The organism is Vibrio sp. MED222 (assembly GCF_000153005.1).
In the GTDB taxonomy this organism is placed as follows: Bacteria; Pseudomonadota; Gammaproteobacteria; order Enterobacterales; family Vibrionaceae; genus Vibrio; species Vibrio tasmaniensis_A.
Map to the genome: position 1 here is coordinate 1,255,480 of NZ_CH902606.1, position 26,153 is coordinate 1,281,632.

Below are 26,153 nucleotides of genomic sequence, written 5' to 3' on the forward strand. Positions count from 1 at the left end.
TGAGTAATTGTAGTTTGCTAGGATAACAATAATGGTAATTTTTGTATGGTGAATAAAGGAAAACGCTATATTGGACTCTCCCGACAGTTGATCGGGGTAATCATCGCAATCAGTACCTTATTCACAGTCATAGTGACAGGTCTAGGTTTGTATGTGGAGTACCAAAATCGAGTTTCTTTTATCAGTTCTCAGATCGAACAAGTTAAGGATGGTTATCTTTCTGGCTTAACCGCCAGTTTGTGGGTTGAAGACCGAGAGCAACTGTTTGTGCAAGCTGAAGGTATCTCCCGCTTACCCTCGGTCAGTTATCTGTTAATAGAAAGCCCCGATGAAAAAATTTTAGAATTAGGTCAACAGACGTCCGGTCAGTCTTATTCTCAATCTTGGGATATGGTGCATCAGATGGGAGGCTCAGAGTTCCAACTGGCGACGCTCACGGTGCAGTCTGATCTAAGTATGATTCTCAACGACTTTGAAGACCGGGTGTTATTATTGCTCGCCTTCGAAGCAGTTAAAATCTTCTTATTGTCTCTGGTATGTTTAACCATCGTCTACCGCCTTGTAGTTAAGCGCTTAATGACCATGTCTTCTCAGATCAACCATCAACAGGTTGAAGACAACAAACCGCGATTTCTAACACCCACTAACTCTACATACAGTGATGAGATCTCTACACTAGAGAGTAGCTACAATCAGTCGATTGAACGTATTCGTCAACAATACCAAGAATTGGAAAAAGCCAAAGATACTGCAGAGGTAGCGAACCGCAACAAGAGTGAATTTCTTGCCAACATGAGCCACGAAATCCGCACTCCAATGAACGGGATTATCGGGCTTTCATCACTGCTTTCTGAAATGGATATGCCGAAAGAGCAAAAAGAGTATGTCGACATGCTCAACACCTCTTCGCTTACTCTACTCGATTTAATCAATGACATTCTCGACTACTCGAAGATTGAAGCGGGTCGTTTAGAGCTTCAGCAAGAACCGATGAAAATGATGGGTATTGCTGCCGACGTAGAGTCGACCTTCAGAGTTAAAGCCGAGCAAAAAGGGCTCAAATTCCAACTGGCGATTGATCCTAAGATCCCAACCATGGTGATTGGCGATGGTACTCAGTTAAGACAAGTACTGAATAACCTAGTTGGCAATGCCATCAAATTTACCGAACATGGTCATGTCATGCTCTCACTTCGTTTAGAAGAAGTCATAGAGCCGGAACAAAAGCTCAGAGTGAAATTTGAGGTGACCGATAGTGGTATTGGTATCGCAGAAGACAAGCAACAATCGGTATTCGATAAGTTTCAACAAGCCGACGGTAGCACCACCCGCATCTACGGAGGCACGGGGCTTGGTCTTACGATATGCGATAAGATCGTGACCTTAATGGGCAGTAAGCTTGAGCTAACCAGTGTCGTAGGTAAGGGAAGTACATTCTACTTTACCGCTGACTTTGACCCGAGCTTAGACGTTGACGAGAGCAACATCGATTTTAATAAAGTCTCGGTACTTTTGGTTGATGACAGCCAGTTGAACATGCGTATTACCTCAACACAACTTCAATCATTCGGCGTTAAGTCTGAGTGCTGTGAAACCGCCACTCAAGCGTTAGAGCTTGTTTCAGAGTCTGTGGCGAAGTCGTTGCCTTATGATCTGGTGCTGATTGATAAAGTGATGCCGTCTATTGATGGATTCCAATTAGCAAGAAGTTTGATTGAGCGTTTTGACAAAGCTTGTCCGAAGCTAGTGATGATTTCTGCCGATCCTCGAAAACAGGATGAAGCACGCGCCAAACAAGTGGGTTTTGTTGCATACATTGCTCGCCCTTATCAAGATAATCAGCTTAAATGGACGCTGAGTGAAGTCCTGGCGAGATCGGCTGATACCTCAATCTTTACCTATCCAAATCGAGGTGAGGTAGCGTTTAAAGATAATCAACCCGTGCCATTAACCAAACCATCGGGTTCTGTTGAAGCTACGACATCTGCTTCTGTTAGAACGACACAAATAGACAAACAAGCTCCAATCAAAGAAGAGCCAAAACCAGTGGCTGCTCCGTTTAGTGGTAAGGTTTTGGTCGTTGAAGATTCTAGAGTGAATCAACAAGTCGCCAAAATGATGCTTAAGAAGCTCGGGTTTGAGGTGGATATTGCAGACAACGGTGAAATTGGTGTCGAGAAATTCCAGGCCAACGAATACGAGATGATTTTTATGGATTGCCAGATGCCAGTTCTTGATGGTTTCGAAGCGACCAAGCAGATCCGAGCGCTCGAAGAAGGAACCTCTAAACACATTCCGATCGTTGCGCTGACGGCCAACGTCGTGCAACGAGATAAGCATTTGTGCTTCGATGTGGGTATGGATGAATTTTTACCAAAACCCGTCAATCAAGGGAAACTGAGAGAGATCGTTGCCAGTTTCTTGTCGAAAGGAACTGAGTCGAGCAAGGAAAATGAGCAGAAAATCGTTTAAGTTCAATTAGCTGATGTCTCGCTAAAGCATATCCAACTCTATAAGAAACTCCGACAGAATCAGTCGGAGTTTCTTTTTTTTGCTAATGAGCACTTGGTTAGCTAATACATCTAGTTAGCTAAATACACATAGTTAGTTAAATACATATAGTTAAATACGTCGCGTATCAATACTGATTGAATCCATAAGCTGTTGTATTTAAAAACAAGCATGTGTTGATTGTCATAGCCGTGAAATACAACTGCCACTAAAATATGCTCTTAATGTCACAATCCAGTTATAGCATGCAGCCAACTAGAACTCCTTTTTAACCTTAACGAAACTCAACCTGTGAGAGCCTAAGATGTTCAAACCTTTGTATGTATTTGATATGGATGAAACGCTGATCAATGCCGATGCAGCGATGCTTTGGAATGAGTTCTTGGTTGAAAAGGGCATTGCCACTGCGCCCAACTTTATTGATGAAGATAAGCGTTTAATGGGCCTGTATTCGGAAGGCAAATTGAACATGGAAGATTACCTAACATTTTCCATGCAGCCACTCGCGAACATGCCAACAGAGCAAGTTACTACTTTGGTGGAAGAGTGTGTCGAGAAGCATATTTTACCTAAGCAATTCAAGCAGTCGAAACCTTTGATTGAGCAGCTTGAGAATGATGATATCGACATGTTGATCATCTCTGCCAGCGTGACTTTCTTAGTGGAAGCGGTCGGTTGTAAGATTGGTATTGAGAACGCACTCGGTATCGATTTGGTAGAAAACCAAGGCCGCTTCACGTCTCAAATATCAGGTGTGCCAAGCTACCGTGAAGGTAAAGTCACCCGTTTAAAAGAGTGGTTAGACAATCAAGAAACTAACTACTCAGACATTCACTTTTATACCGATTCAATCAACGACTTACCTTTGTGTGAACACGCTGATTTTGCTTACTTGGTAAACCCATGTCCGCGTTTGAAAGCGTTAGCCGATCAACCGAATTGGTCGATTCTCAACTGGGATTAACACGAATCTTATAGTCGAATTAGGTTCGCTCTAGAACTCATCAAGCCGCTGACTACAGCGGCTTTTTTGCATCTTCAGTCTAATGTTCGATTTATTACCTTAGCTGACAAAAGGATGCATGTAACAATTCAGTAACATCTCTTGCTCTGCTGTAAATCAAACCACCATATTTCAATCCCTTGATAGCACTCACTTTCTTGTCTTGACAGTTTGTGTGTAACAAATATTTTACAAACTGACAGGATTTCATCGAAATTGCCCATTTTCCTCCACCCATTCCATTATCTCGGCTTGTGGGCCAAATTTAATTAAGGACAAAAAATACACAACACAACACAAAACCGATAGGTACAAGGAGAAAGTTCATGGTGGATACATACAACCCGCTTGGCACGGATGGATTCGAGTTTGTTGAATACACGGCCGTTGACCACAAGGGAATTGAGCAACTTAAAGCGCTGCTTGTGTCACTTGGTTTTGCTGAGATCGCCAAGCACCGCTCAAAAGAGGCTTGGCTGTATCGACAAGGTGACATCAACTTTATCGTCAATGAACAGCCTCACAGCCAAGCGGAAGCGTTCGCTAAAGTGCATGGGCCATCGGTCTGTGGCATGGCTTTTCGTGTCAACGAAGCAACCGCTGCAATGGAGCAAGCGTTTAAGGGCGGCGGTGAAGAGTACAAAACGGAAATAGGGCCGATGGAACTGAGCATTCCTGCCATTTACGGCATCGGTGAAAGCCTGCTCTATTTTGTGGATCGTTATGGTAAGCAGAGTATCTATGATGTTGACTTCCGATTTTATGATGATGCAGAACAGCGCATGGCAGAAGCTAATGTTGGCTTGTATGAAATCGACCACCTCACGCACAACGTTAAGCAAGGCAATATGGATGTGTGGTCTGGGTTCTATGAGCGTCTTGGTAACTTCCGTGAGATTCGTTACTTCGACATTGAAGGCAAGCTGACAGGCCTTGTGAGCCGCGCCATGACCTCACCGTGTGGCAAAATCCGTATCCCTATCAATGAGTCTTCGGACGACAAATCACAAATCGAAGAGTTTATTCGCGAATACAACGGCGAAGGTATCCAACACATCGCACTCGCCACCGATGACATCTACAAAACGGTGAAGACTCTGCGTGATCGCGGCATGGACTTTATGCCAACCCCAGATACCTACTATGAGAAAGTTGACGATCGTGTGAAAGGCCACGGGGAAGACACTGATCTGTTGCGTGACTTACGCGTTCTGATTGATGGCGCGCCGACCAAAGACGGCATCTTGCTGCAAATTTTCACACAGACGGTAATTGGGCCTGTGTTCTTTGAAATCATTCAGCGTAAAGGCAATGAAGGCTTTGGCGAAGGTAACTTCAAGGCGCTGTTTGAATCGATTGAAGAGGACCAGATTCGTCGAGGAGTATTAGACGATGCATAAATGGATCTCGTTTCCTCACCGGGAAGGGGTGTGCTCTAAACAAGCGCACGCCGACTTCCCTGAAGAGGCAATTTATGAGCGAGAGGCGGGCCGAAGTGGATTCTTCGGCCCTGCCGCTCATTTTCATCACCAACATGCCCCAACAGGTTGGTCGGAGTGGGAGGGTGATTTGCGCCCTCGCGCTTTTGATTTTACGCTGGTGGAGAAAGCTAGCCAGATAACCCCTTGGGCGGTGCCTCATCTTTTGCATAACGCAGACTGCAAAATCCGCGTATGGCGCATGGATGAGAAGATGGATTTCTTGGTGCGTAACTCCGATGGCGATGAGCTGCTGTTCATTCATCAAGGCAGCGCCGATCTCTATTGTGACTATGGTCATCTAGTGGTGAGTGAAGGGGATTACGTGATGATCCCGCGCTCGACCAACTGGCGTTTAGAGCCAAGCGAGCCGATGTTTATCTTGATGATTGAGAACACAGACGCGGCTTACTCCTTGCCAGAGAAAGGCATGGTCGGTAATCACGCGGTGTTTGATCCTGCGGTGCTCGACATTCCTTCAATCAATGATCAATTTCGCGCTCAGTATTCTGAAAACCAGACTCAGGTTCAGGTGAAGCGCCACGACAAAGTCAGCGTGATCACCTATCCGTTCAATCCATTGGATGCAATTGGCTGGCATGGCGACTTAGCGGTGGTGAAAGTGAATTGGCGCGATATCAGACCGCTGATGTCACATCGCTACCACTTGCCACCATCTGCGCATACGACGTTTGTTGGCGCAGGCTTTGTAGTGTGCACCTTTGTACCACGCCCGATTGAGAGCGATCCAGGTGCATTGAAAGTGCCGTTCTACCACAACAATGACGACTACGACGAAGTACTCTTCTATCACGCTGGTGACTTTTTTAGCCGTGACAATATTGAAGCGGGCATGGTGACTTTCCATCCAGCAGGCTTCACGCATGGACCTCACCCTAAAGCCTTTAAGGCAGGTCAGGCGCATAAGAAGAAGTTTACCGACGAAGTGGCGGTGATGATTGATACTCGCCATGCACTGCAGTTCTCTGACGAACTCGATAGCGTTGAGAACAAAGAATATGTCTACAGTTGGCAAGAGAAGTAAGGGGCAACAAGGATGAAATTAGCAAGCAAGAAAAATGGCACTCGCGATGGTCTATTGATGGTCGTGAGCAAAGATCTCAAACAATGTGTGGCTGCCACTGAAATCTTCCATGCGATGCACCTTGCACCCACCATGCAGGTAGCATTGGATAACTGGGACAGCGTTGTTTCTCAGTTAGAAGAGTTATACACCTCGTTAAACAACGGGCATGTGACAGGCAGTGAAGTGTTTGCACCTCAGTATTGTGAATCGCCTCTGCCACGTGCTTATCAATGGGCTGATGGCAGCGCGTATGTAAACCACGTTGAATTGGTGCGTAAAGCACGTGGTGCTGAAATGCCAGAAAGCTTCTGGGTCGATCCATTAATGTATCAAGGCGGTTCAGATGCCTTTATCGGCCCTCGTGACAACATCGAGTTTGCCAGCGACGAGTGGGGCATCGATTTCGAAGGTGAGGTTGCGATTGTCACCGGTGACGTGCCAATGGGTGCCAGTGCTAAACAGGCGCACGAGTCGATTCGATTACTGATGTTGGTGAACGATGTGTCGCTGCGCGGTTTGATTCCGGCTGAGCTCGCGAAAGGCTTTGGTTTCTTCCAGTCTAAGCCTTCTTCGGCGTTCTCCCCGGTTGCGGTAACACCTGATGAGCTTGGCGAGCAATGGAAAGGCAGCAAGGTACATCTATCGTTGATATCGACCTACAACGACCAACCTTTTGGTTGTCCGAATGCGGGCGTCGATATGACTTTCAACTTTGCTGAACTAGTAGTCCATGCTGCGAAAACTCGCCCACTATCGGCCGGTGCAATCATTGGCTCGGGCACGGTTTCCAATAAACAAGGTACTGACCACGGCACCTCAATTGCTGAGGGCGGTGTAGGCTATTCATGCATTGCTGAAGTACGCATGATAGAGACGATTCGAGATGGCAAACCGTCGACTCAATTCATGTCGTTTGGTGACTCGATCAAGCTTGAGATGTTCGATGTAGCGGGTGACTCCATTTTTGGCGCGATTGACCAGAAAGTCAGTCAATATCGAGCGCTATAGTCCACGTAATAGGATTTCTGTATGAGCGAGAGCATCGTGAACAAGAACATTATACTTTACGGTTATTGGCGCTCTTCGGCTGCCTATCGAGTACGTATTGGGTTGAACCTAAAACAACTCAACTATGAGTCTAAATCGGTGCACTTGGTGCGTAATGGCGGCGAGCAGCATGACCCACAATATCGTGATCTCAACGCCAGTGAATTAGTGCCCGTGCTGGTGGATGGTGAAGTTCAACTCAATCAGTCACTGGCTATTCTTCAATATCTCGATGAACACTATTTGTGTGAAAGCAGCCCAGACTCCTTGTTGATTCCTGAGCAAATACCACTGCGCTATCAAGCGTTGGCGATGGCTCAGGATATTGCGATAGAAATTCATCCTCTTAATAACTTGCGTGTGTTGCAGTACTTGGAGCGAGAGTTGTCGTGTGAGCCAGAGGCAAAAATGGACTGGCTACACTATTGGATGAGCCAAGGTTTTTCGGCGTTAGAAGAGAAACTGACTAAGCACAGGAAAACACATGGTGACTCGGTGTATAGCCTCTCGGATTCTCCCTGTATTGTCGATATCTGCTTGGTGCCGCAGGTGTATAACGCGCTGCGCTTTGGCGTTGATATGTCGCCGTATCCGTTAATTAACTCGATTGTCGAAGCGTGTAACCAGTTACCCGCTTTTATCGAGGCGATGCCAGAGAACCAAGCGGATGCGAATGCACCGATGTGAACGTATTGAATTCTTTTCAATGAACTGGAAACGTTATTTGGATTAAATTACGTTATAATTACGATTTGGTATATTTAAAGATATTATGTATTCATTCTTTTCAGGTTTAATTTCCAATTTTATGAATATTTATCTCATCTAGTATTAAACGGTCCGAATAAAATAAGCCTCATTATTATTAAATAAGAGGCCTGTTTAATGGGTTTATATTAGTGATGGTTATCTCTCGATAACTTTAGTAATAAACAATACCTTCGCCTTTTGTAATCAGAGTACCAGCTTCATTGGTGATTATTTTATCTAAATCAAATAATGAACCAATCGCCGCATTACCCAATCCAGCTTCAACGAATTTACAAACGGCATCAATTTTTGGCCCCATAGAACCAGCAGGGAATGAAAATTCTGCTAAACCAGTAGGCGTTGCTTGCTTCATTTCTGCTTGGTCTTCTTTACCGTAGTTACGGAAAATCGAACCATCGGTTAAGATAATAAATAAGTCGGCATGGATTTTTTCAGCCAGTAATTCAGCCGTAAGATCTTTGTCAATGACGCACTCTACGCCAGTACTCTTACCTTGCTCAATACTCACGGGAACACCGCCGCCGCCACAAGCGATAACAAGGTTTTCTGTATCTAGAAGTGTTTCAATTTGCTGAATTTCAACAATGCTTTTTGGCATAGGAGAAGGCACAACGCGTCGGTAGTACTCGCCATCAGCTTTAAACTGCATTGTGCTTTGAGCCATTAATTCTTTAGCTCGTTGCTCTGTATATACAGGGCCAACAAATTTAGTCGGGTTAGCAAACGCAGGGTCTTTTTTGCATACTTCAGTTTGCGTGACTAGCGTTGCTACGTCTAATTCAGGGTCAATGTTTCTGAGCTCTTGTTGTAACATGTAGCCCACCATGCCACAGGTTTGAGAGCCGAGTACATCCATTGGGTATGGTGTCGTCTCTGGCGAATATTCGCTATAAGCCGCGTTTTGTTCCATCAACAAACCTACTTGTGGGCCATTACCATGAACGATAACAATCTCATGCTCGCGTGCTATCGCAGCAATACTCGCCGCTGATTTGATTATATTTTCACGTTGGTTCTCAGCCGTTAATGCTTGGCCTCTTGCTAAAAGAGCGTTACCGCCTAAAGCTAATACTATGCGCATGATAATGTCTCCGATCATTTAATAATTATTTTATTTATTTTACGTAGGGATTAACCGCTTGTTTCTAATTAAATTCAATCTTATTAATAGGAGTGACTAGTTTTTTAATTACTCTTAAGTAATTAACATGCCGAGATAGTATGGGAAAATAACTGTTCTAAATGTGATAGCTATCAAATTATCATTTCACTAGAAATGGAGCTGTGGAAACGGGAGTTATTGTAATTCGATTAAATATTCCATAAGCTTGGATACAATCCAGTAGTGGACTCTTTTTTTGTATAAATGATTCGTCTTTAGTGAATATTATCTCTGGCTATAAAATGATTAATTTTCAAATTTTGTTTTAAATATGACGTTCAGATCGCATTAAGAGCTTTAGAAAAGATACGGAGCCAAATTGAAGCGGGGAGGACATTAGCTTAAATAGTGGTTTTGATTCGGTTTTGATTCGGTTTTTATTGGCGAAAATAGTTTTTCAAAGGCTGATTTAAGACGCAGCTCGGTCCTTTTAGGTCTAGGTATAAGTCGTATGATTCATTGAAAAAATACGATGTCTCTATTGTCATTTATTGTGCCTGAAGCGTACTTGCGCCCTACTTCTAGATTAGCCGAATGTAATTACACGTATCGGCAAATCAAGAGCGGCTTAAAGTGTTCAGTGTTTCTCCCGTTGCTTGCTTCACGAAGTTATGGGTTTTCAATCGGCAGCGGCCGTCGACGATTTAAGTCACACGGCAACGAGACGTGAAGAACTATCATGAAATGCCTGAAAGAAGGGTGTCACTAGCTAACTTGCCGGGTGACACCGCATTACATCATGGAGTAAGGTGCTTGTTATGGTGCTCTGTTGAAATTAGTTAGAGCAAATGATTACTTGTCGGAACGTTCCCCTATGACCACCTCGGCTCAAAGACGTGAAGAGATCCTTCACTACATTCAAACTCACCAAAAAGGTGAAGTTAACCATTTTTCGGAACTGTACAATGTTTCAGAGGTTACGATTCGCAATGACCTTAACTATCTAGAAAAGAAAGGCTGTTTAAAAAGGTGTTATGGCGGTGCTGTGCTCAATAATCAGTTTGCCTTTGAGCGACCACTCAATGATAAAAAGCAGCTCAACAACAATACTAAAGCGAAGCTAGGAGAGTATGCAGCATCACTGATTGTAGACGGTGACAAAGTCATTCTTGATTCAGGCTCGACTACAGAGCAAATTGCTTATCATCTGGAAGGGAAGCAAGATTTGGTTGTTATGACTAACGGTATTAACATCGCTTACCATCTTGCTAATCAAAGTAATGTATCAGTTATGGTCACGGGGGGAACTATGCGTGACAATTCTTACTCGGTACATGGGACAGGCGGCGAGGACTTTTTGACGGTTTTTCGATTCAACAAATTGTTCTTAGGGGTTGATGGTTTTGACAAGACATCTGGCATTACAACTCCTCATCAAGGTGAAGCAAACATCAATCGAAAAATGCTTGAAGCAGCACAAACTGTGATTGCAGTGACAGACTCATCGAAGTTTGATCGCCATAGCTTTTGTCTGATTGCTAGTCCTGAGCAGATCAACATGCTAATCACAGATAGCGGAATTCCTCAGACTTACGTCGACCAGCTCACTGATCTTGGTGTTGATGTGCGAATAGTGGATTAACTCAGCTTTCCAACTTCCTACCTTTTAGCCAAATCAGTGCTACAAGAACGAATAGAACCAGCCTGAACGAGGCTGGTTTTGCATTTCGCTAACCACAAAAATATCAGCAGATAATCCAGTTTGTGATCTCACGCAGGCTGGGCTTCGAAACTCCACCAATCGAGTCAGTTTCTCACTCTCTTTCACTTGTTAAATTGCGAAAGTCAGCCTTTATGGCTCTTTCAATGCGTAATCCTCAATCATAAGTGAAAGTAAATACTTTCACTTATCCTAAAGTGAAAGGTTTTTTAGCCTGAAATCGAAAGCTAATTGGCTGTGATCTAGGTTTCACTTTTTTATTATTTGTCCTGCTTTAATACCAACCAAAAGAAAGTCGAAACATTTCATGCTTAAAGTGAAATGAAACGTAAGAGGTTTCGTATATGAGCAGTGCAGAACGAAGACAGCAAATTATGGCGCACATACGTAGCCATGGCTCAGGCAAAGTGGATGAGTTTTCAGACCAGTACAATGTTTCCGCAGTCACGATTCGACATGACCTCAATTTGCTCGAAAAAGAAGGCTGCGTATTTCGTTGTTATGGTGGCGCAACGCTTAACCCTAACTTTGCATTTGACCAACCTTTGTACCGCAAAGATCAGCTTAATCGCAGTGCCAAGCAATCCATTGCTCAAGTAGCAGCGAATCTTATTCACGATGGTGAGGCGGTTATCTTAGATTCAGGTACCACAATAGGTCTTATGCCTCAGTATTTGATGAACAAGCAACAATTGGTTGTCATGACCAATGCACTCAATACTGCTTATCAACTTAGTAAATTCGAAAACATCGACCTTCATGTTGTCGGTGGAAGCCTTCGCCGAGCGTCTTGTTCATTGATTGGAAATCATGGAGAGCAACAAATCCGCTCTTACCTTTTTGACAAGCTGTTCCTGGGCGTGGACGGATTCGATCTACAGGCTGGAGTGACCACGCCGGACTCTCAAGAAGCACAAGTTAACCGATCTATGTGCGAAGTCGCTCGCCAAATTATTGCTGTTACGGATTCAAGCAAATTTGGGCGAAAGAGCTTTTGTATGATCCGCGCAGCAAACCAAATCGATGTATTGGTAACCGATAGCAATATTCCCCACGCAACGCACCGAGCGCTCATTGAAATGGGTGTTGAAGTGATTATTGCCGATCAAACTGTTAACTAGGAATAAATATGAAAGCGTTACTTTCTTTAATTGAACAGCATAAGCAAGGCCAATCAACTGGTATTTACTCTGTTTGCTCGGCGCACCCGCTAGTTCTTGAAGCCGCCATTAAACAAGCGGCACAAGATAAACAATTGGTGCTCATAGAAGCGACGTCTAATCAGGTGAATCAATTTGGTGGCTACACCGGAATGACACCGCAAGATTTTTCTAGCCATGTGTTCTCTTTAGCTGAACGTCTCAATTTTCCTGCAGATAAAGTTGTGTTGGGTGGTGACCACCTTGGCCCAAACTGTTGGCAAAACTTATCTTCAAGTCAGGCAATGGAATATTCAGCTCAGATGATACATGACTATGTTTGTGCAGGATTTAAGAAAATTCACCTCGACTGTTCAATGCCTTGTGTTGATGACCAACTGCCTCTTAGTGAAGAACTAATGGCAGATCGTGCCGCAAAGCTGTGTGTGGTTGCGGAGCAGGCATGGAAAAGTATTGGCGGTGAAGCGCCTGTTTATGTAGTTGGAACGGAAGTACCTACTCCAGGCGGTGCACTTGACTCGCTGCAGGAAGAGTGTATCGAAGTGACTAAGCCAGAGAAGGCGTTGGCAACATTGGATGCTCATCATCGGGCATTCAGCGATGCTGGACTTGGTTATGTCTGGCCGCGAGTTATTGCTTTAGTTGTTCAGCCGGGCGTTGAGTTTGACCACCATATGGTGCACCACTATCGAAGTCATGAGGCTCAATCACTGAGTAAGATGATCGATAGTCAGCCACACCTTGTGTTTGAAGCTCACTCTACCGACTACCAGAACCCACCAGCCTACCACCAACTAGTGGGTGACCATTTCGCCATTCTTAAAGTGGGTCCTGCTCTGACATTTGCTTTGCGTGAAGCTCTCTATGGCCTTGAACGCGCCGAAAAAGAATGGCTGGGAACTCATCACTCTTCGCATTTACGTGACACCATTGAACAGGTAATGCATGAACAACCAAGTTATTGGCGCTCACACTACTCAAGCAAAGGCCACCAGCAATTCCTTGATTGCAGCTACAGCCTGAGCGATCGCATTCGTTACTACTGGACTCATCCAGAAGTGAAAGCATCGCAGAAGGCTTTATTTGACAACCTGGCTGCCAGTCCGTTGCCAGTAACGATCCTTAGCCAATATTTGCCAAATCAGGCTAAGGCCATTTCTCAAAATCAAATTGAAAACCATCCCGCTGACATCGTAATTCACAAGGTTATGGAAGTGACTGAGGTCTATTCCGCAGCCTGTTATTCAAATGCAGTGGTTTGTAAGGAGACGATTTAATGAACCTATTTTTAGGCTACGAACAGCCATGGCTAGAGCAACATAATGGTATTCATACAGCGAAAGAAATCAGCCATCAGCCACGCTTATGGCGTGCATTGGCCGATATTTTGGAGCAACAACATGATGCGGTAAGTGCATTTTTGAATCCACTGTTACAACACTCTGACTTACGCATCATTTTGACAGGTGCAGGTACGTCAGCTTTTGTTGGTGATGCAGCCGCGCCGTTTATTCAACAAGGAGTTGGTTTCCAAGTGACGTCAATTCCAACGACCGATTTAGTGTCAAATCCTGAGCAGTACCTTGACCCATCTCGTCCGACCCTGCTTGTCTCTTATGCACGCTCTGGCAATAGTCCTGAAAGCGTCGCCGCAGTGGCACTGGTCGAACAATTGGTTAGTGACTGCCACCACCTGTTTTTAACCTGTAATGGAGAAGGGAGGCTCTCTCATTATGCCCAAACTGCTGATAATGCTTACTGCATGCTGATGCCTGAAGGCTCCAACGATAAAAGTTTCGCAATGACCTCTAGTTTCAGTTGCATGTTGATGGCGACATTGACGCTACTTGGTGGGCAGTCGCCAAGCCAATGGAATGAACAAATAGCCGCGACAGCAACCTTGTGTGAAGACAAGCTAAAACAGTGGCAACCAGCTATTAAAGCACTGGCATGCATGCCTTATGAACGCCTGGTTGTGTTAGGCAGCGGTGGCTTTTCCGGCTTAGCGCGAGAAGCTTCATTGAAATCGTTGGAGCTCAGCGCGGGTAAAGTGATGACGACTTTCGATTCATCGTTAGGTTTTCGTCATGGTCCCAAATTTACCATTAACGACAAAGCATTAGTTATTCAGCTACTTTCTAGCAAGTCGTACACGCGTCAATACGATATGGACCTGTTCAATGAAATCCGTCGAGACAAACAGGCTCTCGGCCATGTTGCTATCTCAGAAGTCGCGCTCAATGAAGAAGGGGTTTTTGAACTTGGGGTATTAGGCTTTGGCGATCAGTGGCTGTGCTTCCCCTTCATTTTGTTCTGCCAAATGTTGGCATGTGAAAAATCACTCCAACTTGGTTTGGGACCAGATAACCCATGCCCAACTGGTGAAGTTAACCGTGTGGTGCAAGGCGTCACAATATACCCATTCAATCAGTAAAGAGTTCTATAAGGAAATTAGACCATGCCAAATATCGTTTTAAGTCGTATTGATGAACGCCTTGTTCACGGGCAAGTAGGTGTGCAGTGGGTGGGTTTTGCAGATGCCAATATTATAGTTGTCGTTAACGATGAAGTAGCAGAAGACACTATTCAACAAAACCTAATGGAAATGGTCATCGCTGATGGTATCGCAATCCGTTTCTGGACAGTAAAAAAGGCTATCGAAACCATCCATAAAGCGGCTGTTCGTCAGCGCATTCTATTGGTTTGTCGTACTCCAAAAGATTTCCGTCAATTGGTCGAAGGCGGCTTACCAATTAGCAGTATCAACGTAGGTAACATGCACTACGCCGAAGGTAAAAAACAAATTGCTAAAACAGTTTCAGTTGATGCTGAAGATGTGGCGGAATTTGCACGACTAAAAGCACTTGGGGTGACATGCACAATTCAAGGTGTACCAACTGAAAGTGCAACTGACATTTTTACTCTTATCTAATAATAAGGACACCAATCATGGAAATAGGACTCTTACAGGCGGTGATGCTCGGCATCCTAGCCTTCTTTGCGGGCCTTGATATGTTCAACGGTCTGACTCACTTCCACCGTCCAGTAGTACTTGGTCCGCTTGTTGGTCTAATTTTAGGCGACTTGCAAACCGGTATTTTAGTCGGTGGTACGCTAGAACTGATCTGGATGGGTCTAGCTCCGCTTGCTGGCGCTCAGCCACCAAACGTTATCATCGGTACTATCGTTGGTACGGCTTTCGCAATTACCACTAAAGTTGAGCCTAATGTCGCGGTTGGTGTCGCTGTTCCTTTTGCGGTTGCAGTTCAAATGGGTATCACCCTACTGTTCTCTGCAATGTCAGCTGTTATGTCTAAGTGTGATGAGTTTGCACAAAACGCAGATACCGACGGTATTGAACGCGTGAACTATATGGCGCTTTCCGTACTAGGTTCATTCTACTTTTTATGTGCTTTCTTACCTACCTACCTTGGTGCAGAGCACGCTGGAAAAATCGTTGAAGTCCTACCAAAAGACCTTATCGACGGCCTAGGTGTTGCCGGCGGCATCATGCCAGCTATTGGTTTCGCAGTACTGATGAAGATCATGATGAAGAATGCTTACATCCCTTACTTCATCTTAGGTTTCGTTGCGGCAGCTTGGGTACAACTCCCAATTCTTGCGATTGCGGCCGCCGCGACAGCGATGGCAATCATCGACTTTATTCGTAAAACAGAACCAACTCCTGTAACTGCACCCGCTGAGGACTTTGAAGATGGAATCTAATGTAAGCAACGAACTAGACCTTCGTAAACAAAACGCTGATGTGCAGCCAGCTCCTGGTGTTAGCGCAGATGAATATGAAAACAAAGAAATTGGCGCTGAGCTAACCAAAGCGGACATCAACAGCATGGCATGGCGCTCATTGTTGCTCCAAGCCTCTTTTAACTACGAGCGTATGCAGGCTTCTGGCTGGTTATATGGTCTGCTACCAGCGCTGAAGAAGATACACACAAATAAAGCTGACCTTTCTAAAGCGATGCAAGGTCACATGGGGTTCTTTAATACACACCCATTTTTGGTGACATTTGTAATGGGTATCATTCTGGCAATGGAGCGCTCAAAGCAGAACATCAACAGTATCCAAAGCACCAAGATTGCAGTCGGTGCGCCAATGGGTGGTATCGGTGATGCGATGTTCTGGTTAACACTATTACCTATCTGTGGTGGCATCGGTGCTGACCTTGCACTCCAGGGCTCAATTATGGGGGCAGTGTTCTTTTTCGTTTTGTTTAACGTGGTGCACTTCGGTCTTCGTTTTGGTCTGGCACATTACGCCTACCGCATGGGAGTAGCGGCCATTCCAGTGATTAAAGCTAATACCAAGAAGGTGGGACACGCCGCATCTATGGTCGGAATGACGGTCATCGGCGCATTGGTTGCAACTTATGTCCGCCTGTCAACAACAGCTGAAATTACCGCGGGCGACGCAGTAGTAAAACTACAAGATGATGTTATCGACAAACTGATGCCAGCGTTCTTACCACTTGTTTATACCCTGACAATGTACGCCTTGGTTAAGCGAGGTTGGAGTCCGCTCAAACTGATTGGCCTGACTGTCGCTCTGGGTGTAGTAGGTCGCTTTATGGGCTTCTTATAAAACTTACCTCCACATGATTAACAGGGGCTGAGTAATCGGCCCTAATAAGGGAAATAGAAATGATTGCAGTAATTTTATCTGGTCACGGTGGGTTCGCGTCTGGTCTAGCAAAAGCAGTATTCCAAGTCATTGGCGAACAGCCTCAGTTTAGGTTTATCGACTTCCCGGAAGAGGCAACTACATCACAGCTTGAAAAGGCAATGCGAGAGGCGATAAAAGAAATTGATTCTGGAGAAGGCATTGTTTTTCTGACTGATTTGCTGGGAGGCACACCATTTCGTACCGCATCTCTTCTGAGTCAGAAAAGAGACGACATTGAAGTGGTCACAGGGACAAACATGCAGATGGCTGCGGAAATGTTACTTGAACGCGATGAGCTTAGTCTGATCGAGTTTCGCAAGCAAGCTGTCGAATGTGGGTATAGAGGAATTACTTCATTGGCTGCGGAAATGGAACAAAGAGCACCAATTACAGATACGGTAGAAGAAGATGGGATCTGAACGACACACGAATGTGCGCAATAGCTATCGAGTTCAGCGGATATTACACGGTGAGACTTGGCTTACCAATGCCTTAATCACTATTAATGGCGAGGGGATTATTGACGCTATCGAGCCATTTGAACCTCAGAAGCATATAGATTTTATTGATTTAGGTGATGTTAGTTTACTTCCCGGCATGATTGATAGTCACGTACATGGCTCAAAGGGCTGCGATGTTATGGATGCTAGCCATGACAGTTTGAACACAATGTCACGTTACTTTGCCAGCCTTGGCGTCACAGCGTTCGTTGCTACGACAGTAACTGCGCCAGTGGCAAAAATTCGGGCTGCACTTCAACAAGTGGCTAAAAGCAAGCGACGGGGTGTTGTCGGTGCTGAAATCCTCGGTGCGTATTTAGAAGGGCCTTACTTCACGGAGAAAAACCGCGGAGCACATCCAACCACATGGTTTAGAGATCTATCTGTCGAAGAGCTCGATAAGTGGATGTCTTACAGTGATAACCAATTAATTACAGTCGCGCTTGCTCCCGAAAAGCCAGGGGCGTTGGAAGCTATCCGGTATTTACGAAAACACAATGTAAAAGTGATGCTTGGTCACACCGATGCCAGTTATGAGCAGGTTCAGCAGGCTCTAGAGGCTGGTGCGAATGGCATTGTCCATTGCTACAACGGTATGCGTGGATTGCATCACCGTGACCCCGGAGTGGTTGGAGCTGGCCTTACCCACCCCAACAGCTATGTAGAGATGATCGCTGATGGGCACCATGTGCATTCGGCAGCTATAGATATAGCACATCGCTGCTGTGGTAGACGTATGACGCTCATTACAGACTCGATGAGTGCTACTGGGATGCCTGATGGAGATTACACTCTTGGAGAGTACACGGTGCGCATGAAATATGGAGTAGTAACCACCGATAGCGGCAGCTTAGCTGGTAGCACTTTGACCTTACCGCTAGCGGTACAAAACATTCAGAAGTGGCTAAACCTGCCACTTGAACAAGCATGGTTGATGGCCTCTTTAACACCGGCTAAATCGCTAGGCTTACAACATTTATTAGGCAGTTTAGAAGTGGGTAAACGCGCTTCTATGGTGGCAGTTAAATCAGATTTCTCAATTACTAAAACTTGGGTGAACGGACATCTTGTATTCGAAACTGAATCCGTACCAAGTCAGGAGGCTTTATGTATCTAATCTCTTCTCGTGAAATGTTAAAACGTGCTCAACAAGGTGGTTATGCAGTTCCTGCATTCAACATTCACAACTTAGAAACTGTGCAGGTTATTGTTGAGACAGCATCAGAAATGGGCTCTCCAGTTATTCTTGCTGGCACACCAGGCACCTACGACTATGCAGGCACCGATTATCTAATCAGTATCTGCAAAGAAGCTGCGCATAAACACTCAATTCCGCTCGTTTTACACCTTGATCACCATGAAGATCTGCAGGATATCCGCACTAAGGTGGGCCATGGTATTCGCTCTGTTATGATCGATGGCTCTCATCATGCCTTCGACCAAAATATAGACATCGTGCGTTCTGTGGTTCAATACTGCAACCGCTTTGATGCAAGCGTTGAAGCTGAATTAGGGCGTTTGGGTGGCCAAGAAGATGATTTAATCGTTGATACTGCCGATGCGTTAATGACTGACCCTGCATCAGCTGCTGAGTTTGTTCGTCGTACCGGTATTGATTCGTTAGCTGTGGCAATTGGCACTGCTCATGGTCTGTACAAAGCAGAACCGAAACTCGACTTTTCTCGTCTGGACAAGATCCGATCTGTGGTTGATATTCCGCTCGTTCTGCATGGTGCGTCAGGTGTACCAGATGAAATGGTTCGTCGTTGCATTGACCTCGGAGTTTCTAAAGTCAACGTGGCGACTGAGCTGAAAATTGCATTCTCTGACGCGGTAAAACAGCACTTTGCTGATCATCCCGATGCCAACGACCCACGTAAATACATTACTCCAGGCAAAGCAGCGATGAAGCAAGTCGTGATGGACAAAATTCATATGTGTGGCAGTGAAGGACGCATCTAGTCGATTTTAGAAACCTTCTGCTATATCTCCTGAAGGCTGAAGATTAACACCCCTCCCCCCTATCGTCGGTGTTACTTAAGGGAACCTCTAGTCAAGGCTCCCTTTTTATTTCTAGGTCACGCTCTTTTATGTCTCAACACTAGAGCGAAACAACACGCTTTATCTCTTTCAAAACCTCGGCGTTAGCGATAGCCCCGAGGTTTTCTACACTCTTACCATTGATGACCTGTTTCACTGCCAGCTCCACCAGTTTGCCAGAGCGTGTTTTTGGCACGTCGCTGATCGCAAATATCTGGCTTGGCACGTGTCTTGGTGAACAGGATGATTTGAGTTTGCTTTTGATGGCTGTCAGTAACTCATCATCTAGATCCACACCTTGCTGCAGTTGGACAAACAGCCATATCTGCTCGTTGCGGTCGATGTCTTTTCCGACTGCTATCGAATCCACAATGCCTTCAATAGTGTTCACTTGCTGGTAGATCTCGGCAGTACCAATTCGCACACCACCAGGGTTGAGTGTGGTGTCGCCTCGCCCGTAGAACAGATAGCCACCATGAACGCTCTGTGCGACTTCATCGCCGTGATGCCACACATTATCGAACCTATCCCAATAGGTGCTGTGATAGCGCTCTCCGGTGTCATTCCAGAAGCCAACAGGGAAGTTGGGTAGGGAGTTGGTACACACCAGTTCGCCACGTTCATGATTAACCTTGTGACCAGACGAATTGAACACCTTGATGTCGACGCCGAGCCCTGCCTGTTGGCACTCACCACGATACACCGGCGAGATAGGGTTGCCTAAAACAAAGCAGCCACAAATATCCGTGCCGCCAGAAATAGACGCCAAATGTAGGTCTTGCTTGATGTGTTTGTAGACGTAATCGAATTGCTCAGGGTAGAGCACTGAACCCGTCGAGCACAGTGTTCTTAAGTGGGGAAGAGAGTGGCTGTCGATCGGTGAGAGTTCCACTTTCTCAATCGCCTCTAGGTACTTGGCTGAGGTGCCAAATGTCGATACATCAGCTCGCTGCGCTAAATCCCACAGAACGCTAGGTTGCGGATAAACCGGGCTACCATCAAAGATCACCAAACAAGCACCGCTGGCGAGCGCAGAGACGTGCCAGTTCCACATCATCCAACCACAAGTGGTGTAGTAGAACACGCGATCTCTCGGTTTAATATCGCAATGAAGCTGATGCTCTTTTAGGTGGTTGATGGTAGTGCCACCAACAGAGTGAACAATACACTTGGGCTTTCCGGTGGTACCGGAAGAGTAGAGCACAAACAGCGGATCATTGAAGCCGACACGAGTAAATCGAAGAGGTTGTGGCTGATAGTGATGAATGATGCTGTGCCAGCTTTGAGGTGACACATCATGTTTAACGTTGTTCTTCTCTAAATCACGAGTCGGTTTCAAATAACCGATCTCACACACCTGTTTTAGCGCGTTTAAGTGCTCGATGATTTCACGGTTCTTGTCTGCCATATCAAATGTTTTACCATTGAAGGTGTAGCCATCACAGGTTAACAGTACCTTAGGTTTCACTTGGCCAAATCGCTCAATCACACTCTCGACGCCAAAATCAGGCGAGGTCGATGTCCAAATCGCCCCTAAGCTGGTGGTTGCCAACATCGCTATAACGGTTTGTGGCAGGTAGGGCGTATATGCAGCAACTATATCACCTTGCCCCACGCCGCTATCGACAAGCCATTGTTTAACGCTAGATACTTCCTCACGCAAGGTTTTCCATGTGTAACTCTGCTGTTCGCCACGCTCATTCTCAAACCAAATCGCAATCTCGTTTGGCAACGTTTTTGCTGAATGCAGCAAGTTTTCGGCGTAGTTAACTTGAGCATTCGGAAACCACACCGCATCGCGATTCGATTTCGGCTGCTGCCAGCGACTTTCACCTAGAGTTTTGATGTGCTCGCTTTCTGCCTTGTTAATACAGTCTTGCGAACCCACCATTCCACAAAACTGCCACACGTTCTGCCAAAACGACTCCGGTTGCTCCACAGACCATTGATGAATCTCCGTGTAGTTTTTCAATTTCCGCTCGAATATGTCTTGTTGATCGAGGTTATCCATAAATCGGGTTACGTTGGCGTGTGCGATACGCTGGTCACTGGGTTGCCAAATTGGCTTATTGCTCTCGTGCATTCCTTTACCTTTAACAAAATGTTAACGATTTCAGTCTGGTATTTAGGTTTTACAAAGTCAAAAGATCAGCAAAATAAGGGGTAGCTGGAATTGTGTAAATAAAATGTTACACGATCGCCCGTTTCGAAAAATCGTGCAAATTGGCGGATATAAGGAGTGGAGATAGGCTTAAAGTGAGACATTCGAAAGGAGGTGTGTAATGACTCAATATCATTCTAAGCCCGTGAGCCAAGAGGGATGGGTTGAGTGGAGCCTCGAAGAAGACGCCATTTGGCACGACTTAGTGAAAAGGCAACTGGACGCCATTAATGACCGCGCATGCGATGCTTATTTGCACGGTTTGACCCTGCTGGATCTGCCATTAGACAGAGTCCCTCAGCTTCCAGAGATAAACAAGGTGCTAATGGAAACAACAGGTTGGCAGGTTCAGCCTGTGCCCGCATTGATCGATTTCGACCGATTCTTTGATTTGCTCGCTAATAAAAAATTCCCAGTTGCGACATTTCTGAGAACGCGAGATGAGTTCGATTACTTACAAGAACCTGATTTCTTTCATGAAATTTTCGGCCACTGTGCCATGCTCACCAATGCCGATTTCGCGGCTTTCACTGAGCATTATGGAAAACTAGGCCAAGCCGCCACATCTAAACAGCGCGCCTATCTTGCCCGTTTGTATTGGTTTACGGTTGAGTTCGGTTTAGTAAAAGAGGGACAAAAACTGAAAATTTATGGCGGTGGTATTCTCTCGTCTCCGGCGGAAACCATGTATGCATTGGGTGGTGATTTGGCGGTTCGTGAGCGGTTCGATCTGCAAACGGTGTTAAGAACGCCTTATCGTATCGACATCATGCAGCCGAAATATTACGTGATCGACGAACTGTCTGAGCTCTTCCAAATCAGTCAGGAAAACCTATTACAGCAAGCTGATCTCGCCATCGACGCGGGGCTACTACCACCACTTTTTGAACCCAAGGAACCAACACATGTTGAATGAACAACAATGCGAAGCCTGCAGTATTGACGCGATTGCCCTAAGTAAAGACGAGCAACAGTCTTTATTGTTGGAGTTGTCTGACTGGCAAATCATCGAGAGAGACAGCATCCCACAGCTTGAGAAGGTGTTTAAGTTTAAGAACTACAAACAAGCGTGGGCATTCAGCAACAAAGTGTCAGAATTGGCGGAAGAAGAGTTTCACCACCCTTCGATCTTACTGGAGTGGGGCAAAGTCACCGTCACTTGGTGGAGCCACTCAATCAAAGGTCTGCACAAAAATGACTTCATCTGCGCCTCACGTTGCGATGTGTTCGCCGTGAATGAATAGACTTTTGGGGTTCGAGGAGGCGTCTTTCTTGGTTCTGTGATGCGATTATCTAATTATTCGGCTCATTAGGTGAGTCGAATAAGCGATACTTTCTCATCAAGGGTATAACTTCTCTCAAACTAGCTTGACCTGCATCAGCGACTTGCTTGGTTTCTTGTCTCATAAACCCTTTCTGTTACTCATAGTATTGGTTTTATGAGGCTGCTCTATGATATATTTCTCGGCCAAGCGTATTACAGACGAAGGCTAATAATGTCTATCAACCTTTCACTCCTTTCACCCAGTGAGAAAAATAAAATCGAACTGGATAAGCAAGCATCGTTTCTTGTATGGAAATTGAAGCAAGCGAAATGTGGCCCTGAAGCCATTGTTGAAGAAGCAATGAAGCTAGGTGATCCAGAAGAAAAGGCTTGGTTTGAGCAGTCTGTAGAAAAATACAAACGGGTAATGGGTGTCGCATAAACGCAGATAAACCTTACCCAGCAAAGCTGTTGAATTGAAATGACGCAGTAATTTGCTAGAATTTGCACCGTTAATTGAATCAGAGAGAAGATCCCGATGGGAAGAAGTTTTGAAGTGCGCAAGGCCTCAATGGCGAAAACTGCAGGCGCAAAAATTAAAGTTTATTCTAAATACGGTAAAGAGATTTACGTACTGGCTAAGAACGGTAGCTCTGACCCAGACATGAACCTACCTCTTAAGCACCTGATTGCTAAAGCGAAGAAAGACCAAGTACCCGCTCACGTTATCGACAAAGCGATCGATAAAGCGAACGGCGGCGGCGGTGAAGACTTCCAACCAGCTCGTTACGAAGGTTTTGGCCCAGGTGGCACAAGCGTAATCGTTGACTGTCTAACTGACAACGGTAACCGTACTTTCCAAGACGTTCGCCAATGTTTCGTTAAAACTGGCGCGAAAATCGGTGTTGAAGGTACTGTTTCTCACATGTTCGCTCACCAAGCTGTATTCCAGTTTGCAGGCGAAGATGACGAGATCATCCTAGAAACGCTAATGATGGAAGACGTAGACGTGACTGACGTTGAGCTAGAAGACGGTGTTATCACTGTATTCGCTCCAACGACTGAGTTCTTCAAAACGAAGACAGCACTAAACGCTGCGTTCCCAGACCTAACGCTAGACGTTGAGGAAATCACTTTCGTTCCTCAAACAACTACGCCAGTAGCTGAAGAAGATTCTGAAAAATTCCAGAAGTTCTTAGACATGCTTGACGACTGTGATGACGTTCAGCAGGTTTACCACAACGCTGAGCTGTAATATCAATCTATAATTGATAGCTTTGCTCTTGTGAGTAGAATGTAGAATACAAAAAACCGAGCCTAGTGCTCGGTTTTTTTATGGGCGTAATTCAGACGTTTATCCGTGAGCATGACTCTTTGATCGCAGCCCCTTGATGGCAGCTTCTAGATCATAGCTCCTAGAGCATAAGCCCTTGATCATCGTTCCGTGACCTCTGGTATGTAAAGCGCTCTCGGGCGACAAATCCATGCTGAGAGTTTTCTGATCAAAGGAAGCACGGTGAGGTTGAGCGTGATAGCACACGGCCAAGCAATGAAAAAGCTTTGCAGCCAGATTGGCGGCCACTCGGGGCTGAATCCCATTTTGTAGCCAGAAATTAACCCAGACATGATAGTCGCCATGGTCAGGGAGGATAAAATCGCGGTTACCCAAAATTGTTTGTTGTTCATACTGTGTTCTCCCGTGATTTTCTGTTGTTGATGAGATAAGGTTACATCTATCCATTAATGAGAAAAATAGGCACATATAGAAGTATGAATTCCATATTTGGAAACATTGATGATCTGTTCTTATTCTGTGCAGTGGTTGAAGAGGGCTCTTTGCTATCGGCTTCTAAACGGCTGCAACTCCCAGTGTCGACTATGTCGCGTAGGCTAACCGCATTGGAAGATCGCCTGAATATCCGACTTTTAGAAAAGAAAGGTCGTGAGCTGGTGGCCACCAAAGACGGCGAGGCGGCCTTTTCTGCACTGAGCAGCGGCATGGAGTCGATTCATCAGGGCTTTAATAGCTTGCTAGAAGAGCGTGACGCTATTCAAGGCAAGATAAAGCTCGCCGTACCTCACAACTTCTATAGTGGCTTTTTAAGGTCGATGGTAGAGCAATTCCTCACTCAATATCCGAACGTTCAGCTCGATCTTACCTTGAGCCAGCAACAGTTTATCCCGCAGACCGACCGTGACTTACTGATCACGTTTAAGATCTCAGAGATGGAAGGCATGATTGCTCGTCCACTTTTCAAAGCCAAACACGGATTTTTCGCGAGCCAAGAATACTTAGATTCGCGTGAGACGATTGAAAATCCGGACGACCTAGAGCTTCAAGACTGGATCAACGTTGATGATGTGTTTGATATGCCGCTCTACAAATCCGACCGCTTAGAGCAGATGATCACGATTAAACCCAAGTTTATTGTCAACGATATTCATGCGGTAGCGGCCGCGGCGCAAAAAGGCTTGGGGCTTGCTTCATTGCCTTTTCGTCATGTATCCCCCGAGATGAATTTGATTCAAGTGCTCCCTGAGTATCATCGGGGTGATCGCCAAGCGTATTTAGTGTACAAAGAAAGAAAATATCAGCCAAAGGCTTTGACCCTGCTTATTGATGCGTTGATTGAGAGTGTTCGATCTTTTCATAGCGATGACTTGGTCAAATAAAAGGAGAAAGAAATGAAAGTAAGTTTTATCGGGCTAGGCGTTATGGGCTTCCCAATGGCAGGCCACCTAGTCAAAGCCGGTTTTGAAGTAACGGTGTTTAACCGCACTCACAACAAAGCATTAGACTGGGCTGATAAACACCAAGGTAAAACGGCAGAATCTGTGGCTGAGTGTGTCGCAGAAGCTGACGTGGTATTGGTTTGTGTAGGTAATGATGACGACGTACGCAGCATGACAACCAGCGAAACAGGCGCATTGGCAGCAATGAAGCCAAACGCGATTCTTGTCGACCACACTACAACGTCTGCTGTGCTGTCTGAAGAGCTTGAAGTGGCAGCGAAGCAAGCTGGTGTTCGCTTTATGGACGCGCCAGTGTCTGGTGGCCAAGCGGGCGCAGAAAACGGCGTGCTAACCATCATGTGTGGCGGCGAACAAGCGCTTTTCAACGACCTTCAACCTGTGTTCGAAGCTTACGGTAAGTCGTCAGTTCTGATGGGTAAAGTCGGCCAAGGCCAACGCGCAAAGATGGTCAATCAGATCTGCATTGCGGGTGTATTGAACGGTTTATCTGAAGGCTTGGTACTTGCTGAAAAATCAGGTTTGGATATCCCAACTCTGGTTGATTGCCTTAAAAACGGCGCAGCAGGTTCATGGCAGATGGAAAACCGCGCGACCACAATGGCGCAAGACAAGTTCGATTTCGGCTTCGCCATTGATTGGATGATCAAAGACTTAGGTTTCTGCTTAGATGAAGCTGAGCGCCAAGGCATCCAACTTCCACTGACCGAAAAAACCAACAACGCTTACAAGGCATTGTCTGCGGAAGGACAAGGCCGCATGGATACCTCGGTATTGATGAAAGCCGTAGTTGAAGAGACTAAGAAGTAGAAGAGACGAAAAAGTAGAAGAAACTAAGAAATAGAAGAATTTGAATAGTAGACGAGATTAAGTAGAG

At 45.5% G+C, this 26,153-nt stretch carries 26 protein-coding genes; 22 read left to right on the forward strand and 4 right to left on the reverse strand.

Annotated features, from left to right (window positions below):
* The first annotated feature begins 45 nt into the window (after window positions 1-45).
* Both MED222_RS16165 and MED222_RS16160 read left to right on the forward strand, forming a co-directional pair.
* Window positions 46-2,472: a response regulator gene (locus tag MED222_RS16165; RefSeq protein WP_009846024.1), complete on the forward strand. Its 2,427-nt coding sequence runs from the start codon at window positions 46-48 to the stop codon at window positions 2,470-2,472.
* A 343-nt stretch (window positions 2,473-2,815) separates the two neighbouring features.
* Window positions 2,816-3,475 carry an HAD family hydrolase gene (locus MED222_RS16160; RefSeq protein WP_009846025.1) on the forward strand — a complete coding sequence of 220 codons (660 nt, stop codon included), beginning with the start codon at window positions 2,816-2,818 and terminating at the stop codon, window positions 3,473-3,475.
* A 94-nt stretch (window positions 3,476-3,569) separates the two neighbouring features.
* Here MED222_RS16160 and MED222_RS22600 read toward each other — a convergent pair whose 3' ends face one another.
* Window positions 3,570-3,752 carry a hypothetical protein gene (locus MED222_RS22600; protein WP_083784015.1) on the reverse strand — a complete coding sequence of 61 codons (183 nt, stop codon included), beginning with the start codon at window positions 3,750-3,752 and terminating at the stop codon, window positions 3,570-3,572.
* A gap of 88 nt (window positions 3,753-3,840) precedes the next feature.
* Here MED222_RS22600 and hppD point away from each other — a divergent pair, with 88 nt between their 5' ends.
* From hppD to maiA, 4 genes are read left to right on the forward strand one after another with little or no spacing between them, the layout of a single operon-like run.
* A complete protein-coding gene (gene hppD / locus MED222_RS16155) occupies window positions 3,841-4,914 on the forward strand; it encodes a 4-hydroxyphenylpyruvate dioxygenase (protein WP_009846026.1) in 1,074 nt (357 codons plus the stop codon).
* On the forward strand, window positions 4,907-6,037 hold the full coding sequence (locus tag MED222_RS16150; protein ID WP_009846027.1) for a homogentisate 1,2-dioxygenase: 1,131 nt from the start codon (window positions 4,907-4,909) through the stop codon (window positions 6,035-6,037). The genes hppD and MED222_RS16150 overlap by 8 nt, the downstream gene beginning before the upstream one ends.
* A gap of 12 nt (window positions 6,038-6,049) precedes the next feature.
* Window positions 6,050-7,087, forward strand: a complete 1,038-nt coding sequence (locus tag MED222_RS16145; protein WP_009846028.1) for a fumarylacetoacetate hydrolase family protein — start codon at window positions 6,050-6,052, stop codon at window positions 7,085-7,087.
* 21 nt (window positions 7,088-7,108) lie between these two features.
* Window positions 7,109-7,813: a maleylacetoacetate isomerase gene (gene maiA / locus MED222_RS16140; protein ID WP_009846029.1), complete on the forward strand. Its 705-nt coding sequence runs from the start codon at window positions 7,109-7,111 to the stop codon at window positions 7,811-7,813.
* A gap of 235 nt (window positions 7,814-8,048) precedes the next feature.
* On the opposite strand, the gene MED222_RS16135 is transcribed toward maiA, so the two are convergent.
* A complete protein-coding gene (locus MED222_RS16135; RefSeq protein ID WP_032555104.1) occupies window positions 8,049-8,978 on the reverse strand; it encodes a carbamate kinase in 930 nt (309 codons plus the stop codon).
* A gap of 895 nt (window positions 8,979-9,873) precedes the next feature.
* On the opposite strand from MED222_RS16135, the gene agaR (MED222_RS16130) reads away from it, so the two are divergent.
* From agaR (MED222_RS16130) to MED222_RS16085, 10 genes are all read left to right on the forward strand, one after another.
* Entirely contained in the window at window positions 9,874-10,641 is a 768-nt protein-coding gene (gene agaR / locus MED222_RS16130; protein WP_009846031.1) for a transcriptional repressor AgaR, read from the forward strand.
* 422 nt (window positions 10,642-11,063) lie between these two features.
* Window positions 11,064-11,840, forward strand: a complete 777-nt coding sequence (gene agaR, locus MED222_RS16125; RefSeq protein WP_009846032.1) for a transcriptional repressor AgaR — start codon at window positions 11,064-11,066, stop codon at window positions 11,838-11,840.
* 8 nt (window positions 11,841-11,848) lie between these two features.
* Window positions 11,849-13,156 carry a D-tagatose-bisphosphate aldolase, class II, non-catalytic subunit gene (locus MED222_RS16120; RefSeq protein ID WP_009846033.1) on the forward strand — a complete coding sequence of 436 codons (1,308 nt, stop codon included), beginning with the start codon at window positions 11,849-11,851 and terminating at the stop codon, window positions 13,154-13,156.
* Window positions 13,156-14,313 carry an SIS domain-containing protein gene (locus MED222_RS16115; RefSeq protein ID WP_009846034.1) on the forward strand — a complete coding sequence of 386 codons (1,158 nt, stop codon included), beginning with the start codon at window positions 13,156-13,158 and terminating at the stop codon, window positions 14,311-14,313. Before MED222_RS16120 ends, MED222_RS16115 begins: the two co-directional genes overlap by 1 nt.
* 24 nt (window positions 14,314-14,337) lie before the next feature.
* A complete protein-coding gene (gene agaV / locus MED222_RS16110; protein ID WP_009846035.1) occupies window positions 14,338-14,811 on the forward strand; it encodes a PTS N-acetylgalactosamine transporter subunit IIB in 474 nt (157 codons plus the stop codon).
* Between the two features lie 17 nt (window positions 14,812-14,828).
* Window positions 14,829-15,605 (forward strand): PTS N-acetylgalactosamine transporter subunit IIC, encoded by a 777-nt coding sequence (gene agaW, locus MED222_RS16105; RefSeq protein ID WP_009846036.1) that lies wholly within the window; start codon window positions 14,829-14,831, stop codon window positions 15,603-15,605.
* Window positions 15,595-16,479 carry a PTS N-acetylgalactosamine transporter subunit IID gene (gene agaE / locus MED222_RS16100; protein WP_009846037.1) on the forward strand — a complete coding sequence of 295 codons (885 nt, stop codon included), beginning with the start codon at window positions 15,595-15,597 and terminating at the stop codon, window positions 16,477-16,479. Before agaW ends, agaE begins: the two co-directional genes overlap by 11 nt.
* A 59-nt stretch (window positions 16,480-16,538) precedes the next feature.
* Entirely contained in the window at window positions 16,539-16,979 is a 441-nt protein-coding gene (gene agaF / locus MED222_RS16095; protein WP_009846038.1) for a PTS galactosamine/N-acetylgalactosamine transporter subunit IIA, read from the forward strand.
* Window positions 16,969-18,177, forward strand: coding sequence for an N-acetylglucosamine-6-phosphate deacetylase (gene nagA / locus MED222_RS16090; RefSeq protein ID WP_009846039.1), 1,209 nt, complete (start codon window positions 16,969-16,971; stop codon window positions 18,175-18,177). Before agaF ends, nagA begins: the two co-directional genes overlap by 11 nt.
* Window positions 18,168-19,022 (forward strand): tagatose bisphosphate family class II aldolase, encoded by an 855-nt coding sequence (locus MED222_RS16085; RefSeq protein ID WP_009846040.1) that lies wholly within the window; start codon window positions 18,168-18,170, stop codon window positions 19,020-19,022. Before nagA ends, MED222_RS16085 begins: the two co-directional genes overlap by 10 nt.
* A gap of 139 nt (window positions 19,023-19,161) precedes the next feature.
* Here the strand turns inward: MED222_RS16085 and MED222_RS16080 are convergent, their stop codons facing one another.
* On the reverse strand, window positions 19,162-21,183 hold the full coding sequence (locus MED222_RS16080; RefSeq protein WP_009846041.1) for an acetoacetate--CoA ligase: 2,022 nt from the start codon (window positions 21,181-21,183) through the stop codon (window positions 19,162-19,164).
* 199 nt (window positions 21,184-21,382) lie between these two features.
* Between MED222_RS16080 and phhA the strand changes: the two genes are divergently transcribed.
* The 4 genes from phhA (at window position 21,383) to MED222_RS16060 (ending at window position 23,780) form a co-directional block, all read left to right on the forward strand.
* A complete protein-coding gene (gene phhA, locus MED222_RS16075) occupies window positions 21,383-22,177 on the forward strand; it encodes a phenylalanine 4-monooxygenase (RefSeq protein ID WP_009846042.1) in 795 nt (264 codons plus the stop codon).
* Complete coding sequence (locus MED222_RS16070) at window positions 22,167-22,505, forward strand: 4a-hydroxytetrahydrobiopterin dehydratase (RefSeq protein WP_009846043.1); 339 nt, start codon at window positions 22,167-22,169, stop codon at window positions 22,503-22,505. The genes phhA and MED222_RS16070 overlap by 11 nt, the downstream gene beginning before the upstream one ends.
* 252 nt (window positions 22,506-22,757) lie before the next feature.
* Entirely contained in the window at window positions 22,758-22,967 is a 210-nt protein-coding gene (locus tag MED222_RS16065; protein ID WP_009846044.1) for a DUF3283 family protein, read from the forward strand.
* Window positions 22,968-23,063: 96 nt separating this feature from the next.
* Complete coding sequence (locus MED222_RS16060; RefSeq protein ID WP_009846045.1) at window positions 23,064-23,780, forward strand: YebC/PmpR family DNA-binding transcriptional regulator; 717 nt, start codon at window positions 23,064-23,066, stop codon at window positions 23,778-23,780.
* A gap of 179 nt (window positions 23,781-23,959) precedes the next feature.
* Here the strand turns inward: MED222_RS16060 and MED222_RS21430 are convergent, their stop codons facing one another.
* Window positions 23,960-24,211: a DUF2798 domain-containing protein gene (locus MED222_RS21430; RefSeq protein WP_009846046.1), complete on the reverse strand. Its 252-nt coding sequence runs from the start codon at window positions 24,209-24,211 to the stop codon at window positions 23,960-23,962.
* Window positions 24,212-24,295: 84 nt separating this feature from the next.
* Here MED222_RS21430 and MED222_RS16055 point away from each other — a divergent pair, with 84 nt between their 5' ends.
* A complete protein-coding gene (locus MED222_RS16055) occupies window positions 24,296-25,198 on the forward strand; it encodes a LysR family transcriptional regulator (RefSeq protein WP_009846047.1) in 903 nt (300 codons plus the stop codon).
* Between the two features lie 12 nt (window positions 25,199-25,210).
* Window positions 25,211-26,086 (forward strand): NAD(P)-dependent oxidoreductase, encoded by an 876-nt coding sequence (locus tag MED222_RS16050; RefSeq protein ID WP_009846048.1) that lies wholly within the window; start codon window positions 25,211-25,213, stop codon window positions 26,084-26,086.
* Window positions 26,087-26,153: the final 67 nt, after the last annotated feature.

Coding starts and splice junctions, on each gene's coding strand:
- MED222_RS16165 (WP_009846024.1), top strand. CDS start 46: ATGGTGAATAAAGGAAAACGCTATATTGGACTCTCCCGACAGTTGATC.
- agaF (WP_009846038.1), top strand. CDS start 16,539: ATGATTGCAGTAATTTTATCTGGTCACGGTGGGTTCGCGTCTGGTCTA.
- MED222_RS16065 (WP_009846044.1), top strand. CDS start 22,758: ATGTCTATCAACCTTTCACTCCTTTCACCCAGTGAGAAAAATAAAATC.
- MED222_RS16150 (WP_009846027.1), top strand. CDS start 4,907: ATGCATAAATGGATCTCGTTTCCTCACCGGGAAGGGGTGTGCTCTAAA.
- maiA (WP_009846029.1), top strand. CDS start 7,109: ATGAGCGAGAGCATCGTGAACAAGAACATTATACTTTACGGTTATTGG.
- hppD (WP_009846026.1), top strand. CDS start 3,841: ATGGTGGATACATACAACCCGCTTGGCACGGATGGATTCGAGTTTGTT.
- agaV (WP_009846035.1), top strand. CDS start 14,338: ATGCCAAATATCGTTTTAAGTCGTATTGATGAACGCCTTGTTCACGGG.
- MED222_RS16070 (WP_009846043.1), top strand. CDS start 22,167: ATGTTGAATGAACAACAATGCGAAGCCTGCAGTATTGACGCGATTGCC.
- MED222_RS16145 (WP_009846028.1), top strand. CDS start 6,050: ATGAAATTAGCAAGCAAGAAAAATGGCACTCGCGATGGTCTATTGATG.
- MED222_RS16080 (WP_009846041.1), bottom strand. CDS start 21,183: ATGCACGAGAGCAATAAGCCAATTTGGCAACCCAGTGACCAGCGTATC.
- MED222_RS16115 (WP_009846034.1), top strand. CDS start 13,156: ATGAACCTATTTTTAGGCTACGAACAGCCATGGCTAGAGCAACATAAT.
- MED222_RS16060 (WP_009846045.1), top strand. CDS start 23,064: ATGGGAAGAAGTTTTGAAGTGCGCAAGGCCTCAATGGCGAAAACTGCA.
- agaW (WP_009846036.1), top strand. CDS start 14,829: ATGGAAATAGGACTCTTACAGGCGGTGATGCTCGGCATCCTAGCCTTC.
- agaE (WP_009846037.1), top strand. CDS start 15,595: ATGGAATCTAATGTAAGCAACGAACTAGACCTTCGTAAACAAAACGCT.
- MED222_RS16050 (WP_009846048.1), top strand. CDS start 25,211: ATGAAAGTAAGTTTTATCGGGCTAGGCGTTATGGGCTTCCCAATGGCA.
- MED222_RS16085 (WP_009846040.1), top strand. CDS start 18,168: ATGTATCTAATCTCTTCTCGTGAAATGTTAAAACGTGCTCAACAAGGT.
- agaR (WP_009846032.1), top strand. CDS start 11,064: ATGAGCAGTGCAGAACGAAGACAGCAAATTATGGCGCACATACGTAGC.
- nagA (WP_009846039.1), top strand. CDS start 16,969: ATGGGATCTGAACGACACACGAATGTGCGCAATAGCTATCGAGTTCAG.
- MED222_RS16120 (WP_009846033.1), top strand. CDS start 11,849: ATGAAAGCGTTACTTTCTTTAATTGAACAGCATAAGCAAGGCCAATCA.
- agaR (WP_009846031.1), top strand. CDS start 9,874: ATGACCACCTCGGCTCAAAGACGTGAAGAGATCCTTCACTACATTCAA.
- MED222_RS16055 (WP_009846047.1), top strand. CDS start 24,296: ATGAATTCCATATTTGGAAACATTGATGATCTGTTCTTATTCTGTGCA.
- MED222_RS16135 (WP_032555104.1), bottom strand. CDS start 8,978: ATGCGCATAGTATTAGCTTTAGGCGGTAACGCTCTTTTAGCAAGAGGC.
- MED222_RS21430 (WP_009846046.1), bottom strand. CDS start 24,211: ATGAACAACAAACAATTTTGGGTAACCGCGATTTTATCCTCCCTGACC.
- phhA (WP_009846042.1), top strand. CDS start 21,383: ATGACTCAATATCATTCTAAGCCCGTGAGCCAAGAGGGATGGGTTGAG.
- MED222_RS22600 (WP_083784015.1), bottom strand. CDS start 3,752: ATGGGTGGAGGAAAATGGGCAATTTCGATGAAATCCTGTCAGTTTGTA.
- MED222_RS16160 (WP_009846025.1), top strand. CDS start 2,816: ATGTTCAAACCTTTGTATGTATTTGATATGGATGAAACGCTGATCAAT.